Raw genomic sequence first — 14,835 nt, 5'->3', positions numbered from 1 at the left:
GGGCGGCCTCCTCCTCACCCCACGGGCGTTCATACATATGAACCACTGGTTACCATGGCGCCCAGCTTTATCTGGCTTGTGCCGGTGGTGGGGGGACTGTGGAATTTTCTGTGCTCGGAGCCGTGGGCATCCGCGATGGTGAGTCCGTCGTGCCGTGTGGGCCGCCGCAGCAGCAGGCGACCCTCGCGATGCTGGCGCTCCGCCGCGGCCATGCCGTGCCGTTGCACGAGCTGGTGAGCGGGGTGTGGGGCGATACGGCGCCGGACTCGGCGGTGATGATCGTGCGCACCTATGTGTGGCGGCTGCGCAAACTGCTGACATCGGCCGACTGTGATCCGCAGGTGCTGGCCAGGGTGGGCGACGGCTACCGGCTCGCGGAGGAACCGCTGTCGGTGGACGCCTTCGAGGCCGAGCACCTGGCGGCGGACGCGGCGCGGGCGCGCGGGGCCGAGAAGTACGACGAGTGCGCCATGCTGCTGAAGGAGGCCGTGTCCCTGTGGCGGGGCGAGCCCCTGGCGGGAGTGCCCGGGCCGTTCGCCGACCGGCAGCGCTCCCGGCTCTCCGAGCTACGGCTGACCCTGATGGAGGAACGTTTCGACCTGGATCTGCTGCTGGGCCGGCACGCCCAGTCGGTCCCGGAGCTGACCGCGTTCATCCAGGAACAGCCGTTGCGGGAGCGGCCGTACGGATTCCTGATGCGGGCGCTCTACGCCGCCGGACGGCAGGCCGACGCCCTGGCCGTGTTCGGAAAGGCCCGCGAGGTGCTGGCGCACGAGCTGGGCCTGGATCCCGGGCCCGAACTGCGCGCCCTCCACGAACGGATCCTGGCCTGCGCCCCGGACCTCGTTCCCACGGCGGCCCCGGTGACGGCCGTGGCGCCGGCGGCACACCCCCAGGAGGCCGGTGCGGCGGCCGGACAGGCAGGGGCGACGGACTTCGCCCGCCCCGCTCAGCTCCCGGCCGACATCTCCGACTTCAGCGGCCGGAACGAGGCGGTCGCCGAGCTGTGCCGGGCCCTCACCGACCCGGACCGCACCGCCCTCGCGGTCGCCTCCGTCAGCGGGATGGGCGGCATCGGCAAGAGCACCCTGGCCCTGAAGGTGGCGCACCAGGTCAAGGGGGACTTCCCGGACGGGCAGCTCTACGCCGACCTGCGCGGCTCGGGGACGGACGCGGCCGACCCCGGCACCATTCTGGTGAGCTTCCTGACCGCGCTCGGCGTCTCCCGGCGGAAGGTCCCCGGCTCGCTGGAGGACCGGTCCCGGATGTTCCGCACCCTTCTCGACGACCGCAGGGTGCTGTTGCTGCTCGACAACGCCCGCGACGCCGCCCAGGTCAGACCGTTGCTGCCGGGAGCGGCCCACTGCGCGGTGGTGGTGACCAGCCGGGCGCGCCTGGTGGATGTGCCGTGCGGTGCCCATGTCCGGCTGGCGGAGTTCAGCACCGGGGAGGCGCTTTCCCTGGTGCGGCGCATCGTGGGCGAGTCCCGTATCGCCCCGGAGGAGGAGGCCGCGCTGGCGCTGGTCGTCGCCTGCGCGTGCCTGCCCCTGGCGGTGCGGATCGTGGCCACCCGGCTGTCGTCCCGGCCGGGCTGGACGGTGGCGCACCTGGTGGCCCGGCTCGCCGACGAGCGGCGACGGCTGGCCGAACTGCGCGCCGACGACCTCGCGGTGGCCGCCGCCTTCGAACTCGGATACCACCAGCTGACCGACCGGCAGGCGATGGCGTTCCGGTCGCTGGCGTCGGTCGCCTGGCCGCACATCGGGCTGGGCGCGGCCTCCGCCGCGCTGGGCCTGGACGAGACGGAGGCGGAGGACCTGCTGGAGCCGTTGGTGGACGCCGCGCTGCTGGAGTCGCCGGCACCGGGCCGGTACCGGTACCACGATCTGGTACGTGACTTCGCCCGGCAGCTGCCTCCGCCCACCGGGACGTCCCCGTCCGACGAGGGCTCCGCTGTGGAGCGGCGGTTGCTCGACCACCTGCTGGAGATGGCGGGGGAGGCGTTCAGGCGGATGGTGCCCGGTGATCCGGTGCACAGCACCATCGCCGCCGGTGCCGTGCGGCCGGACGGCCCGCGCTTCACGGACCTGGCCGAGGCCCGCGAATGGGTGATCACCGAATTCGACTGCGCCCTCCACACCGTCCAGTTGCTCGTCAGACGGTGGGAGGCCGCCGAGCCGGAGCTGCTGACGGAGGCCGCCGACGTCCTGGTGGCGTTGAGCTCGTTCGGCCAGGACGTCCCTTACGCGCAGATGGCCACCGCCGCCGAGGCGCTGGCGGAGACCGCCGCTCTGGCGGGCAATCACCGCGCGGCCGGCCGCGCCCACTTCATCTGCGGTAACGCGGCGATCCAGGAGACCCGGCTGACGCGGGCCCGTACCCACGCCCAGCGGGCCGCCGAGTTCTGCCGCCGGGCCGGCGACCGGGCCATCCTCCAGCAGGCGTACAACGACCTGGGGGTGATAGCCCAGTTCGAGCAGCGCTACGACGACGCGGCCGGCTTCTTCGACGAGGCGCTCGTGCTGGCCCGGGAGTGGGGGCAGCGCTCGGGCGAGCTGATCACCACGCTCAACGCGGCGCTGGCCCGGATCCGCGGCCGCCGGGCCGAGGAGGCGTTGCCCGCCTGCGAGGAGGCGCTGAGCGCCCTGCGCGGGATGGCGGACCAGCACGGCGTGGCCCACGCGCTGTGTGTGCGCGGCCAGGCCCTGCACGAACTGGGCCGGTACCAGGAGGCGCTGGACGGCTACCGGGAGTGCCTGGACGTCTGCGCGACGGCGGGAATCCCGGGTCAGCAGGCGCAGGCGTGGTACCGGTGCGCCGAGACCCTGCGCGTCATGGGCGACGTCGAGCAGGCGCTGGAGTCGGCGGACCGGGCGGTGGCCTACTACCGGACCGTGCCCGGCCGCGACCGCGACCGGGGCTACGCGCTGTGGACCCAGGCCCGTGTCTCGCTCGGTGCCGGGCACCACGGCCGGGCCCTGGACCAGGCCAATGAGGCGTTGGAGGTCTTCACCCGCACCGCGCTGCCCGAGGCCGCGCAGGTGCGTGCGCTCATCGACGGCATACGGCCCGCGACGGTGTAGGGCGGGCCGCGGCCGTCGGGCCCTCACGCCTTGGTGTTGTACTCGGTCTGGTCGTGGTCGCCTTGGCGGTGGCCGTTGTTCCCCTCGGTCACAGTGAAGTGGGTGGCGGGGGTTTCGGCGGTGGCCTGCGCGGCGCCGGTGGAGCCGGTGGCGGACGACAGGGACCCGGCGAGGGCCAGCAGGGCGACCAGGGCGGCCGGGGCGAGAAGGGCTGCACGGCGCTTGCGGGACACGGAGGTGCGCGACACGGGAGGTTCCTGTCTCTAGGGGGAGGGCTTCGACGCTCTCTCGGTGGAGGGCTTCGATGCGCTGATTGTGCGCGCCGTCCATCTACGTTCGATATACGGAGGCTTGTCACCGAGAGGGAGGAAGCCGGAGGAAGTCAGCTTTTCTCCTCGGGGCCTTCCCAGGGGGCCTCGGGATCCAGAGCGCCGGCGAGCCGGATCCTCGTGGCCTCGACCATCCCCAGCGCCCCCCAGCTGGTGGTGCCGGAGTACATGTAGCGCAGGGCCAGGCCGTTCTCGGTGAGGCACTCGACGACCACGACCGCGCGCAGCGCATAGTGGTCCGAGGGCAGCGGGGGCAGACCGAGCCCGTACACCTCGTTCACGGGTTTCCCCCCTCCCGCACCACCGCGGTCGCGGGGGAGCCGTGCGGGGTGCCGAGGCGCGCGGCCAGTGCGGCGATGCCCGGATCGGAGCCGAGCCCGGGGACCGTGCCCTCGGCGAGTTGCGCGCGGCGCGCGTGCTCCACCACGTCGGCGGCGGTCAGCTCCGGCAGCCGGGTACGGAACCGGTCGAGCAGCGACGCGGCGGCCGCGTGCAGATCGTCGTCGCCCAGCGGACGGCCGGGCACCGGCAGCGAACCGAGCAGCAGACGTTGCAGGGAGGCGAACAGCTGCTGGGTGCCTACCTCGCGGATCGTGAGCGAGAGATGGGAGGAGAGCCCCTCGCCGCCCACCGCCTCGTGGGCGAAGCCGCGGGGGATGTAGAGCACCTCCCCGGGGCCGAGGGTGCCGGTCAGCAGGGCCGGGCCGCCGTCGGTGACCTCGCCCGGCGCCCAGTCGGGGCCGGTGGGGCCGCCGCGCACGGTCCAGTGCTTGCTGCCGGTGTGCTGGAGCAGCAGGACGTCGGCGTCGTCGCGGTGGAGGTCGAGCCCCTGTGCCCCGGGCGGGGTGACGAAGAAGAAAGCCTCGACCCGGCGGCCGAGTTCGGCCTCCAGCGCGCGGGTCAGCGCACGGGTGGCGGGGTGCCAGTGCTCGGCGTTGCGCAGCACGAGGGTGGCGCCTTCGGCGAGCAGCCCGCGTACGCGGTCCGGGTCGGCGTATCCGGGGGTGGTGACCCCCGCGACGGTGCGGGCCCGGGTGTAGCGGGAGGAGTGCACCGGGTCGCCCGCCCGGGCGAGTTCGAGGTGGGGAACGCGCAGGAGCCCGCCCGCGATGGCGGTGTCGATCTCCTCCAGGGTGAGCGGGGCGGTCGGTCCGGTGCCGGGCGCGGGCCGGAAGACGGCCGGCGTGGTGCGCCAGTACCGGTCCAGGAAGGCGTCCGTGTCGCCCACCCAGCGGGTGAGTTCCTCCCGGTGCATGGATCTCTTCTCTCTGTCGGGCGGTCAGGACCCTGTCGGGCCGTCAGGATCGGTCTGGGTGCCGGGTTTCGTCTGGGCGTCAGGCCAGCAGGAGCGCGCGGTCCCAGCGGGTGGCGGGGGCGGTGTCCGTGGCGAAGGTGTGCAGGGCGAGCGCCGCACCGGCCGCGCCGGTGAGGAAGCCGCCCGGGTGCTCCTCGGGCGGGCGTTCGCCCGGGGCGTCGGCGAAGCCGAACGGCCGGTCCTCGTCGACGAGGTCCAGCAGACGGGCGGCCAGCCCCGGGAGGTGCCCGGCGAGTTCCGCGTCGCCGCTGTCGCGGGCGACGCGCCAGGTGATCTGGAGCAGCCCGGCCAGCCCGTGGCAGAGCCCGGCCTCGGCCGGCGGCTCCGCCTCCGCCGACGCGGCGCGGGTCAGCGCGGCACGCAACGCGCCCACGCCTGCCTCCTGCCAGCGGGGGACGCCCAGGGCGAGGCCCGCGAGCTGGAGGGCCCGGGCGATGCCCGGGGTGCCGTAGCACCAGGACGGCCGTCCCGGCCGCGACTGCGCGGGACCCGCGGTCAGCTGGCCGGGCCACCAGGGGCCCGCCGTGTCCGTACGGCGCCGCGCGAGCAGCCAATCGGCGAAACCGGTGATCGCGGCTCGCTGCCCCGGCACCCGTACCCCCTGCCGCCAGGCGAGGGCCAGCAGGGCGAGGGGGCCGGGGAGCCCGTGGGCCATGCCCAGGTTGGCGTGGCCCCGGGCCGGGTCCACCGGCCGGTACGAGTCCCCGTCGAGCGCCACCCACCAGCCGGGCAGCAGCAGGCCGTCCACGCGCACCGGCCGGGCGAGCGACGTGAGCGCCCCTACCAGGCGCGCGACGGCGGCTTCGGCCGGGCCGCCGAGCTCCAGCAGGTGCGCGCCGAGCCCGGCCTGCCCGCTGATCACGTCGTACGCGGTGAAGGCGGTGCAGCCGAGGCCCTCACGGAGACGTCGCTCCTCGCGCTCGGCCCGGGTGCGCGCGATCTCGGCGACCCGGTCCCCGAGCCGGGTCCGTGCCGTGCTCCGCGCCCCCGGCCCCTCCGCCGCCCGGTGCAGGGCGAACGACAGCGCGGCCACGGGCCCGTACAGCCCCTGCGGCCCGGGGGACGCCGCCCGTCCGGCGAGGGCGGCGCCATGACGCAGCCACCGGTGGGCGGCGGCCCGGTGGGCCGGGTCGGTGTGCGCCAGCTCGGCGTGGAGCAGGGCGACGCCGGGCGCACCGTCGCTGAGGCTCGCCGCGCGGAAGGCGGACACGTCCCGGGCCACGAGGGCACCGGGATCGGCCAGCCGCAGCGCGACGGTCGCCGCGACGTCGGCGGCCCGCCGGCGCAGCGCGTCCACCGACGTGTTCACGGGCGCGTTCACCGGACCGGCCGTACGCGATCGCGGTCCAGGCGGCTGCGCAGAGCCGCGGCGGCCAGCGCGAAGGAGCGCTCCTCGGCGGAGCGGTCGATGCCGGTGAGCCGGTTGTGGTGCATGTGGAGGAGGGAGCCCAACGGTCCCGTACCGGCGCCGAGTTCCCGCAGGAGCTCCCCGTACGCGGTCAGGGCGGGGGCACGGCGCTCCCAGCACGCGAGCAGCGCCGGGCCGCCGGGCAGGGCGCGCAGCCGCTGCCAGTCGCCGAACGGGTCGGTCAGCTCCCGCGCCAGGTCCTTGGCGGCACGCGAGGGCTCGGCAGCCCCCACGGGCACCGGGCGGTCCAGCAGATACCGGACGCCCTCCGTGGTGCCCGCGACGCGGCAGGCCAGGTCCACGTGGCCGAGCGCGCCCAGCACCGTCCTGTCCAGGGCCAGCTCACGGCTGTCGAGCAGCTCGACCTGCTCCCGGCAGGCGAGGCTGTCGGCGTGGAAGGCGCGTTCGGCGGCGGCCGCGGCGGCGGGCCCTCCGTAGCGCTCGAGTTCGGGATCGTAGGTGTCCAGCACCAGCCTGTCCCCGAGCCCCTCGGCGGCGAGCCCGTCGCACCAGGCACGCAGCCGGGGCAGCAGGGAGCCCGTGAGGACGGCCGGGTCGCCGTGGAAACGCAGCCTCAGATGGGCATCCGGGTCGCGGTAACGGAGGTAGAACCAGCGATCGACCTCACCTGGCAGCCCCTCCAGCAGCCGGGGAAGCCGCCGGGCGAGGATCTCGTCCTGGCGCTCGGCCGAGCAGTACACCTTGGCGTACAGCCACCGCGAGCCGGGGGAGTGGGCGACGCGGACGCGGCGGGGCTCGGGGACGGGCACGGGCCGGAGCGAGGACGCGGCCGGACCGTCGGACGGCAGGGCCGACCGGACCATCGGGAACGCGATCTCGTTGACCCGGCCGGACCGTTCGGTGCCGTCGGCCAGCCAGCCGAAACCGTGGCCGCAGTCCGTCGGCAGCTCCTGAAGGACGCAGCCCGGGCGGCGCAGCCATTCGTCGCGCAGCAGGGCGCGGTGGAAGGGGCGGCGCAGGTCGAGGGCGATGCGGTTGTCCCCGCTGACGCTCTCCACCCGGTCGGGCACCCGCCAGCGGGACCGCCACGCGTCGAAGAGCCGCTCCCAGCCGCCGGGCGCGGTGGCCCGGTCGAAGAGCGCGGGGTCCGTCGGCCGCCAGCGGGCCGGGGCGAGGACGGTGCGTCCGCGCCGGATCCTGGGCAGGTACGGCAGATCGTCGGCGGCTCCCCAGCGCCAGCGCGGCCAGGCCGGGAGGCCGTTCTGGGTCACCTCGTGGAGGAAACGGGCCGCGTTCGGCGCGTGCCACACCGTCGCGAGCATGCTGGGGACGACCGGCACGACCTCCTTGCCGAGCCGGGGCGCGACCACGGCGAGCCGGTGGACGTCGGCGACGACGGCCAGGTCGGACACGCCGAGGTCCGTCCCGTCGGTGCGATCGGCGAACGCGCCGAGCGTGATGGTGTGCGTCAGACGGCGTGGAACCAGTGCCACGTTGGTGGTGGCGCCGCGCGGCGGCGGAAACCTCAGCTGCGCGGCGACGGCACCGGGCGCGGTCCCGGGCACCTGCCGCACCAGCCCGGTGACCTGCTCGTCGTCGGCGCCCAGCACGAACCCGAAGCGCCCCGCGTGCGCTCCGGCGGTACGCGCCCCACCGGTGACCACCAGCCGGAAGTCACCGTCGGCCAGCGCCTCGGGCGTGTCGGCGAGCAGTTGCGCCAGGATCTCGAAGGACGGCGGCGGCGGCGCCTGCGCGTCCCCGCCGCCGGCGGCCAGCCGCTCCAGCAGCGCGTCGTCCAGGACGATCTCCCGCTCGCCGTTGACGGACGCCTCCTGGGCGAGCTCGGTCAGCAGCCGGTCCTGTTCCCGCTCCCGCTCTGCCCGCTGATCCGCCGACCCCGTGTGCGGGGTCCGCGCGCTGGCGGGCAGCCGGTACCCGGCGGGACCGCCGAGGCCGATGTCGGGGTCGAGGACCTCCTTGAGGGGTACGGCGCGCCCGGCCCCGTACCGTTCGAGGAAGTCGAGGTGGTACTGGCGCAGATGGGCCGGGCCCGGCCGGGCCGCGGCCAGTCGCCACAGGGTCTCGGCCGCCCGTTCCGCCTCGGCGCGCACGGCCGGCGGCAGCCGGACCGCCACGTCGAGTCCCAGGTCGACCTGGAGGAGGTGGTCCGAAGGGTGGAGGGCGGCCATCCGGCGGGCGGCGGCGTCGCGGGCCTCGCGGCCGCTGCCGAGCGGGGCCGCGGCGTAGGCGGCCAGCTCCTCGTGGACCGCCGACAGCTCGGCGGCGAACCGCGCCACGGGGGTGGGGAGCGGCGCGGCCGTGCGGTCCCGCGCGACCAGCAGGTCCAGTACGTGGCCGAGCGGATCCGGGCCGTCCAGCGGCGGGCGGAGCTCCGTCAGCAGTACTTCCGACCCGATGAGGTCGACGAGGTGCCGCTCCACGGTGGCGGCCGGCGCCCCGGGGTAGGCGGCGAGGAGGTCGGCGACGAGATCCTCGAACGGCACGGGCAGAGCGGCACGCAGCAGGACGTGGCGCACCACGGCGCCGGCCCGTACCGACACCTCCTGCGCGGCCGGGCGGTTGCCCGCCCCGGGGGCCGGGACGTAGGGGACGACCAGCCGGTCGCCCCGTACGAAGCACAGGTCGTTGACGGTGACGCGCAGCGGTCGCAGCACGGCCGGCTCACGCTCCAGCCGCGCCACCACCTCGGTGAGCCAGCCCATGTCGGGCCGCACCGCCTTGCGGTGACGCTCGCCCCAGCCGGCCTCGACCGCCCCGGGCTCCTCGGCGAAGCCGATCGCGGCGACTCCCGCCATCGTGCCGAAGGGCGTGGCCCGGCCGGACATCCGCAGCCGGTAGCGCGCCAATGCCCGTACCGCGCGGCGCAGTTGCTTGAGACGGACCGGTTCCCCGGCGAGCACGGCGTCGAGGGTCCGGCTCAGGGAAGGACTCGCCAGCGAGACCGCCTCCCCGAACCGGGAATCGGCCGCGGCGGTGCGCAGCAGGTCCCGCAGCTCCGCCTCGCCGGCACCGTCGCGGTCGCCGTCGCCGGGCTCCTCGGGGCCGTCGGACGGCTCCGGCGGCCGGATCGCGGCGCGGAAGAGCAGGGCGTCCGCGCAACGGAAGGTCGACGGACCGGGGATGTCACTGCCCGGTTGGGCCGTGGGTGCCGCCACGGGGAGCCTCCAGAAGTAGTGCGGGGGAACGAGCGAGGCGGCCCTTGGGGGTCGGGCCGCCTCACTTGTGAATTTGTTCAGACTGCAGGACCGACCGTCAGATGGTGGTCTTGCAGTAGAACGGCCAGGAGCCGGTCGCGGCCTGGGCCGCCGCGGCCTGCTCGTCCTCGCCGGTGGCGGCGATCTCGATGACGTCCAGCTCGAACAGCTCGTCGAAGTTGTTCATGACGACTCCTTCATTTCCATGTGCGATGCGCCCCCGTCTCCGGTGGCGGCCCCGGGCTTCTTCCCGGCGACTGACATCAACGTACGGAGCGCCTTTCTACGGCGGATATACGCCGGATCGACGCGGGAACCACTCCGGATCCCTCGTCCCCCGCCCGGCCTCCGATGGCGGTCGCGCGGGGGCGGTCGCAGCATGGAGATGAACCGGTTTGCCACTCCGTAATCGCCTCGCGAGGCATGGTCTGTCCCGGCGTCGGTGGGAGTTGCCATGTCCATGCTGTTGATCAAGGGAAATTTCCATCTGTCGGGTCACACCCGGCCCGACGGGGACACCATCCCGTTCATTCCGGACTATGTCGGCGAGTGGAAGCTCGTCCGGGGGTGCCGCAAGCCGGCGCCGGGGCCGGACGGGCACGTCGATGTGCGACTCGAGGGCATCGACGCGCTGGAGACCCACTACAGCGGGAACTACGGAACGGAAGAACGCCAGCCGAGGAAGTTCGCCGACGCCGCCACGGACGCCCTGCTGACGTGGCTCGGCTTCAGCGACATCCGGCGCACCCCCGCCCCCGACACCGGTGGCGAGACCATCTCCGCGACTCCCAACAGCGTCCCCGGCTACATCCTCACCCGCGGCAGCGACGTCTTCGGCCGTTGCGTGGCACTGGTCGTCCCCGGCGTCCCACCGGGAGCCAGCGGCTACGAGATCGAGGTCAAGCCGAAACTCCTGGAGAAGACGGCCAACCAGCACCTTCTCGCCGAAGGGCTGGCCTACCCCACCTTCTACTCGGGCTTCCCCGACGAACTGCGCCGCGCACTGACCGCCGCCGCCCTGGCGGCGAAGGCCGACCCCGGCAAGGGCGTGTGGAACGTGACGGCCGGCTCGCTCGGCGATGTGACGCTCAGCGGAGCGAAGGTCACCGGGATGTCCTCGATCACCGACGACGTGGTCATCCTCCCGAAACTGTTCCGCCGGCTGAAGGAGTACCTGTCGCTCGGGAACACGTCGCTGGCCTGCTTCCCCGCGTACCTGGGCGGCGCCGCGGACAAGTTCCGCACCCTGTCGGGCGACCACGCGTCCAACCTCATCACCGGCCTCCACAACATCGTCGAGATCACCAACGGGGAGACCGTGAAGATGACCCACCCCTCCGAGGAGCTCCTCTTCGACGAGAAGTGACCGGTGGCGGGGGCGGGGGACGCCGTGGGGGCGGCGCCCGTGCCCCTACGGCGCGCCTGATGGTGACACGGCCCGCACTCCGGTCACTCCCGCGCGCCTGTGTCGCGGGCGTCCGGGCGGGGGATGCCACGCACCATGACTGTTGAGAGATCACGTCGGCGTTCACGTGCCCGTGCCCTGGCGGCGGCGATCGCCGCCCTCGGCCTGGCGGTGGCCATGCCCCTGACGTCCGCCTCGGCGCAGGGCCACGAACACGACCAGCGGTCGGTCCTCCTCCAGTGCCAGGGCACCGAGTCCGTCTCCTACAGCCCCGGAGTCACCTTCCGGCCGCGGCACTTCGACGTCACCATCGACGGACGGTTCGTGTCGTGCGTCGACGTGGGAGGGAGGGTGAGGAGCGGGTCGTACCAGGAGACGTTCGGTCTGTCCGCCGGCTGCGACGACTTTCTCAGGGGCTTCACGGCGCAGCGGACCTTCCACTGGAGCACCGGCTGGAGCACCGCCGACACGAGCGTCGCCGAGATCAGCGGCAGCAGTACGGAGGTGGCGGGACAGGTCGTCACCACGATCACCGGCAAGGTCGTCAAGGGCCGGTTCAAGGGCCGGACCGCGGTCGAGGTCATCACCCTCGCGCAACCGAGCGCGCTTGAGTGCCTCACCACCGGCTTTACGGGTGCGACGGGGCTTACGACGCTCACGATCACCTGAACGGCATTGCCCCCTTCATTGGGCGAAGATCCTGGCCACCACGGAGGCGACGGGCTCCCCGCCGAGAACGTCCCGCAGCTCCCGCACGCCGTGCCGCCGCCGTGCCGACGTGAGTGAGAGGTACTGCTCGACGCGTTCGTTGAACGAGCGCCGGAACGCGGCATAGAGGTCCTCGTCCGTCCGTATCCGGCCCGCGATCCGCACCAGGGCCGCGGTGCCGGCGAAGTCCTCCTCCGGTACGTCGTCGTACGGCACGATGTCCGAGAACCGGTTGGCGGTCCGCCCGAAGAGCGTGCCGTCGAGGCGCCGCACGGTGAAGACGTGGGCGTAGTGCTGCTCGTGCAGTGCCAGCGGCAGCCGGTCCAGGGCCAGCGCCTCGTGGAGCGCGGTCAGTCCAGGTGCCATCAGGTACGCGGGGGTGTGCGCGACCTGCCGCAGTAGCTCGCGCTGGGGCAGGCAGCGGTAGGTGGTCTCCCGCCCGGCGTACGAGACGGTCCGCTCCCGCCGTCCGGCGAAGGGGCCACCGCAGACCAGTACGCGCCGGAACCGCGGCCAGTCGCATGGCAGGTCCTCGAGCCGGCGCCCCAGCAGCAACAGATAGTCGTTGTTCGACTCGAAATCCAGCAGGAAGTTCCTGAACCCACCGACATTGACCAGCAGGTCGTACTCCGGGGGCGCCGCACCCGACGCGCCCGGCAGGCCGGTGTGATCGATGATCGCGCCGGTCAGATGCATGGCGGGTCCCGATCCGAGCGCGGCGAACTCGGCAAGGCGCGCGCCGATACCCGGAAAGTTCTGTATCACGCTGTCGGTGGCGAGCAGATGCGCCGCCACGACGCGCTCGTGCGAGGAGAGTTGACGGAGATGGGCGTCGGCGGCCGTGAACCCGGAGCGCGGCAGGCTCTCGCAGAGGTCACGGATGCGGGCCAGTGGCCGTCCGAGCTGCCAGAAGCCGAACAGGCTGTCCACCATGACCACCGGCCGCCGCGCCACCACGGCCCGCAGGGCCAGGCCGGCGTCCATCGCCGACACCACGTGATCGCTGGACTCCACGAGCGCGTCGACCGTCCCGGACACCGGCCGGATGTCGTCGAAGGCGTCCGGGTCGGCACGGGCGAAGGACGCCGCCACACCGTCACCCACGAACACCCGCTCGTGGCCGGCGAGCAGCCGGGAGACCGCGGCGAGTTCGGCGACCGGGCCGAAGCCGCAGTTCTGCGCCCCCATCACGATACGCATGACCGCGCCCCCGGACCTCCGGTCCCGCCCCGGCCCGAGCCGCCGCCCTCGCCGCCGCCCGCCGGCCGGGCGGCGAAGACCTCGACGAGGCGCTCCGCGAACGCCACAGGCTGCCCGGCGTATCCGGCGTGGCCGCCCGGGAACAGCGCGAGCCGGTGCCCCAGCCGGTGCGCCAGAGCCACCGCCGGGCGGTGGATGACATACGTACGCGAGTCGTGGCCCCCCGCCATCGTGACCCGGTCCGCCACCGCCGCGAGCGCGGCGGGGTCGGGCACGAACCGCGTGGACGGACGCAGGACATGGGCCAGGAAGAACACGGTGTTGTCACGCTCCTCGGGCAGTGCCGGCGCGGGACGGCCGCCGTAGAGCGCGCTGAGCCTCGCCAGCGCCGGCGCCACGCCCTCGCGATGGAACGTCCGGAGGACGTCGTCGACGAGCGCGAGCTGCTCCCCGGCGTCCGGCAGCAGGCCCAGGGCGGGCGGCTCGTGAGCCACCACCGCCCGTACCCGGCCCGGATGACGCGATGTGAGCTCCAGTCCCACGAGCGCTCCCAGGCAGCTGCCGAACACGCGGACCGGCTCGCCCGCCGGGAACAGATGCGCCAGCAGACGGGACGCGTCGTCCGCGTGCACCTCGATCCGCTGCTCCATCGGCGGCCCTTCGAGCGTGCTGCGGGAGCTGCCGCGGGCGTCGTAGCTGACGACGCGGAAGCGCGCGGCCAGTACGACGGCCAAGTCCTCGAACACGGCCGCGTCGCTGTTGCCACCGGCGATGAGCAACAGGGGCGGGCCCGCACCCCGTACCTCGTAGTACAGCCGCGCGCCCGGCACCGCGAGCGTCCCGGTCGTGAGCGTGTCCATCGCACTCCAGGTGAGTACCGACAGCGATACCGGACCCCGGCATGAGCCCGTCGCGACAGGGTCAGGGCGTCGCCATAGGCATGCCCAGGCGCACGGCTCGCATACCGCCCCGTGGCGTGGTGCCGGTAAAGGCCGCACGCTGGAAACAGAGAAGCGGAGAGAGCGGGCCAGGACAGACCGGAGGGAGTCTCCGGATGAATGGAAGCCGGCAGGCCGTTCTCGCGGAGGTCTCCGACCGGCCCCTCAGCGAGCACGCCGTGCGCTGGGCGGCGGACGAGGCCGCCCTCCGGAGCCTCCCCTTGCGGCTGCTGCACGTCCAGGTGGGGGTGGCGGGCACCCTGCCGGACACGGAGCCCGGAAGCCGGGCCCACTCCTGGGCCACACACCTCCACGCGCGGGGGGAAACGCTGCTGCGCGAAGCACGCGACCAGGCGCTGCGCCACCACCGCGAGCTGGAGATCGACACCGAGCTGGCCTCCGGGCGGCCCGCCCGGGTCCTACGGGAAGCCGCCCGGTCCGCGAGCCTCGTCGTACTGCCCACACCACGCCAGGCCGTGGCGGACTCGCTCTTCGCGCCCCGCGACGAGGCCGACGCCCTGACCGGGCACCCGGCCTGTCCGGTCGTGCTCGTGCGGGAGCCGCTCCCCGGCGTGCCGGACGACGCGCCCGTGACGGTCGGGGCGGACGGCACGCCCTCGGCGGGGGCCGCCGTCGGCCTGGCCTTCGAGGAGGCGTTCCTGCGCGGGGTCGGCCTGGTCGCGATCCTGGTCCGCAAGCCCCGGGACGCGGAGAGGGCCGATGCCCTGGAGGAGGCCCGGGCGCGCCTCTCGGAGTCGCTGGCGGGACACCGCGAGCGGTACCCGGGCGTCGAGGTCCGGCAGGAAGTCCTCGTCGGCGATCCCGCGGCGATGCTCGCCTCGTCGTCCCGCCACGCGCGCTGCCTCGTGGTCGGCACGCGCAGAAGAAGCGGACTCAAGGAAGCGCTGCTCGCCTCGACCAGCCGTACCCTCATCCACGGCACCGACTGCCCGTTGATCATCGCACCGCCCCCGTCGGCGCGATGACGTGACGACGTGTGGTGAGGCCCCGGGTCGCGGGCGAACCGGCGGGCACTCGCCACCGTCCCGCATCCCCCGACTGCGGCGCGCCCCCCGCTGAACATGACGTTCCGTCGCTCGTGGGCTTGGTGATCCATCCGACGCAAAGTGAGCTCGGCTGGAACGGCATTCGGGTGTCCGTATGTCACAGGCATCGCACTTGCCCCAACTGCTATGTGTGGGCATCGTGTACGCGCGGGTGGTGTGCTGTGGGCGCTCCTGTTGCACCTATGGCCTGGGGTGAAACAAGCAGC

At 73.8% G+C, this 14,835-nt stretch carries 12 protein-coding genes; 4 read left to right on the top strand and 8 right to left on the bottom strand.

Features of this window, described 5'->3' with window-relative positions; genetic code table 11:
- Positions 1 to 122 precede the first annotated feature (122 nt).
- Entirely contained in the window at positions 123 to 3,083 is a 2,961-nt protein-coding gene (locus RM609_RS03985; protein ID WP_311607959.1) for an AfsR/SARP family transcriptional regulator, read from the top strand.
- Positions 3,084 to 3,106: 23 nt separating this feature from the next.
- On the opposite strand, the gene RM609_RS03980 is transcribed toward RM609_RS03985, so the two are convergent.
- The 6 genes from RM609_RS03980 to RM609_RS03955 all read right to left on the bottom strand — a co-directional run bounded on the left by RM609_RS03980 (position 3,107) and on the right by RM609_RS03955 (position 9,498).
- Entirely contained in the window at positions 3,107 to 3,331 is a 225-nt protein-coding gene (locus tag RM609_RS03980; protein WP_311607957.1) for a hypothetical protein, read from the bottom strand.
- A 134-nt stretch (positions 3,332 to 3,465) separates the two neighbouring features.
- Positions 3,466 to 3,693: a hypothetical protein gene (locus RM609_RS03975; protein WP_311607956.1), complete on the bottom strand. Its 228-nt coding sequence runs from the start codon at positions 3,691 to 3,693 to the stop codon at positions 3,466 to 3,468.
- On the bottom strand, positions 3,690 to 4,667 hold the full coding sequence (locus RM609_RS03970) for a JmjC domain-containing protein (RefSeq protein WP_311607954.1): 978 nt from the start codon (positions 4,665 to 4,667) through the stop codon (positions 3,690 to 3,692). The genes RM609_RS03975 and RM609_RS03970 overlap by 4 nt, the downstream gene beginning before the upstream one ends.
- A gap of 79 nt (positions 4,668 to 4,746) precedes the next feature.
- Positions 4,747 to 6,048, bottom strand: coding sequence for a lanthionine synthetase C family protein (locus RM609_RS03965; protein WP_311607947.1), 1,302 nt, complete (start codon positions 6,046 to 6,048; stop codon positions 4,747 to 4,749).
- Positions 6,045 to 9,272, bottom strand: coding sequence for a lantibiotic dehydratase (locus RM609_RS03960; RefSeq protein ID WP_311607946.1), 3,228 nt, complete (start codon positions 9,270 to 9,272; stop codon positions 6,045 to 6,047). Before RM609_RS03960 ends, RM609_RS03965 begins: the two co-directional genes overlap by 4 nt.
- Positions 9,273 to 9,369: 97 nt before the next feature.
- Complete coding sequence (locus RM609_RS03955; protein ID WP_311607945.1) at positions 9,370 to 9,498, bottom strand: hypothetical protein; 129 nt, start codon at positions 9,496 to 9,498, stop codon at positions 9,370 to 9,372.
- Between the two features lie 267 nt (positions 9,499 to 9,765).
- On the opposite strand from RM609_RS03955, the gene RM609_RS03950 reads away from it, so the two are divergent.
- Entirely contained in the window at positions 9,766 to 10,677 is a 912-nt protein-coding gene (locus RM609_RS03950) for a nuclease (RefSeq protein WP_311607944.1), read from the top strand.
- 135 nt (positions 10,678 to 10,812) lie between these two features.
- Positions 10,813 to 11,385, top strand: coding sequence for a hypothetical protein (locus RM609_RS03945; RefSeq protein WP_311607942.1), 573 nt, complete (start codon positions 10,813 to 10,815; stop codon positions 11,383 to 11,385).
- Between the two features lie 15 nt (positions 11,386 to 11,400).
- Here RM609_RS03945 and RM609_RS03940 read toward each other — a convergent pair whose 3' ends face one another.
- Positions 11,401 to 12,624 (bottom strand): hypothetical protein, encoded by a 1,224-nt coding sequence (locus tag RM609_RS03940; protein WP_311607940.1) that lies wholly within the window; start codon positions 12,622 to 12,624, stop codon positions 11,401 to 11,403.
- Positions 12,612 to 13,484 carry an alpha/beta fold hydrolase gene (locus RM609_RS03935; RefSeq protein WP_311607939.1) on the bottom strand — a complete coding sequence of 291 codons (873 nt, stop codon included), beginning with the start codon at positions 13,482 to 13,484 and terminating at the stop codon, positions 12,612 to 12,614. Before RM609_RS03935 ends, RM609_RS03940 begins: the two co-directional genes overlap by 13 nt.
- Before the next feature lie 194 nt (positions 13,485 to 13,678).
- On the opposite strand from RM609_RS03935, the gene RM609_RS03930 reads away from it, so the two are divergent.
- Entirely contained in the window at positions 13,679 to 14,548 is an 870-nt protein-coding gene (locus RM609_RS03930; RefSeq protein ID WP_311607937.1) for a universal stress protein, read from the top strand.
- Positions 14,549 to 14,835: the final 287 nt, after the last annotated feature.

This window comes from Streptomyces hesseae (assembly GCF_031845785.1).
Taxonomy (GTDB): Bacteria; Actinomycetota; Actinomycetes; order Streptomycetales; family Streptomycetaceae; genus Streptomyces; species Streptomyces hesseae.
Note: the sequence above shows the minus strand (reverse complement) of the source record. Positions and strands in the feature narration are given on the sequence as shown.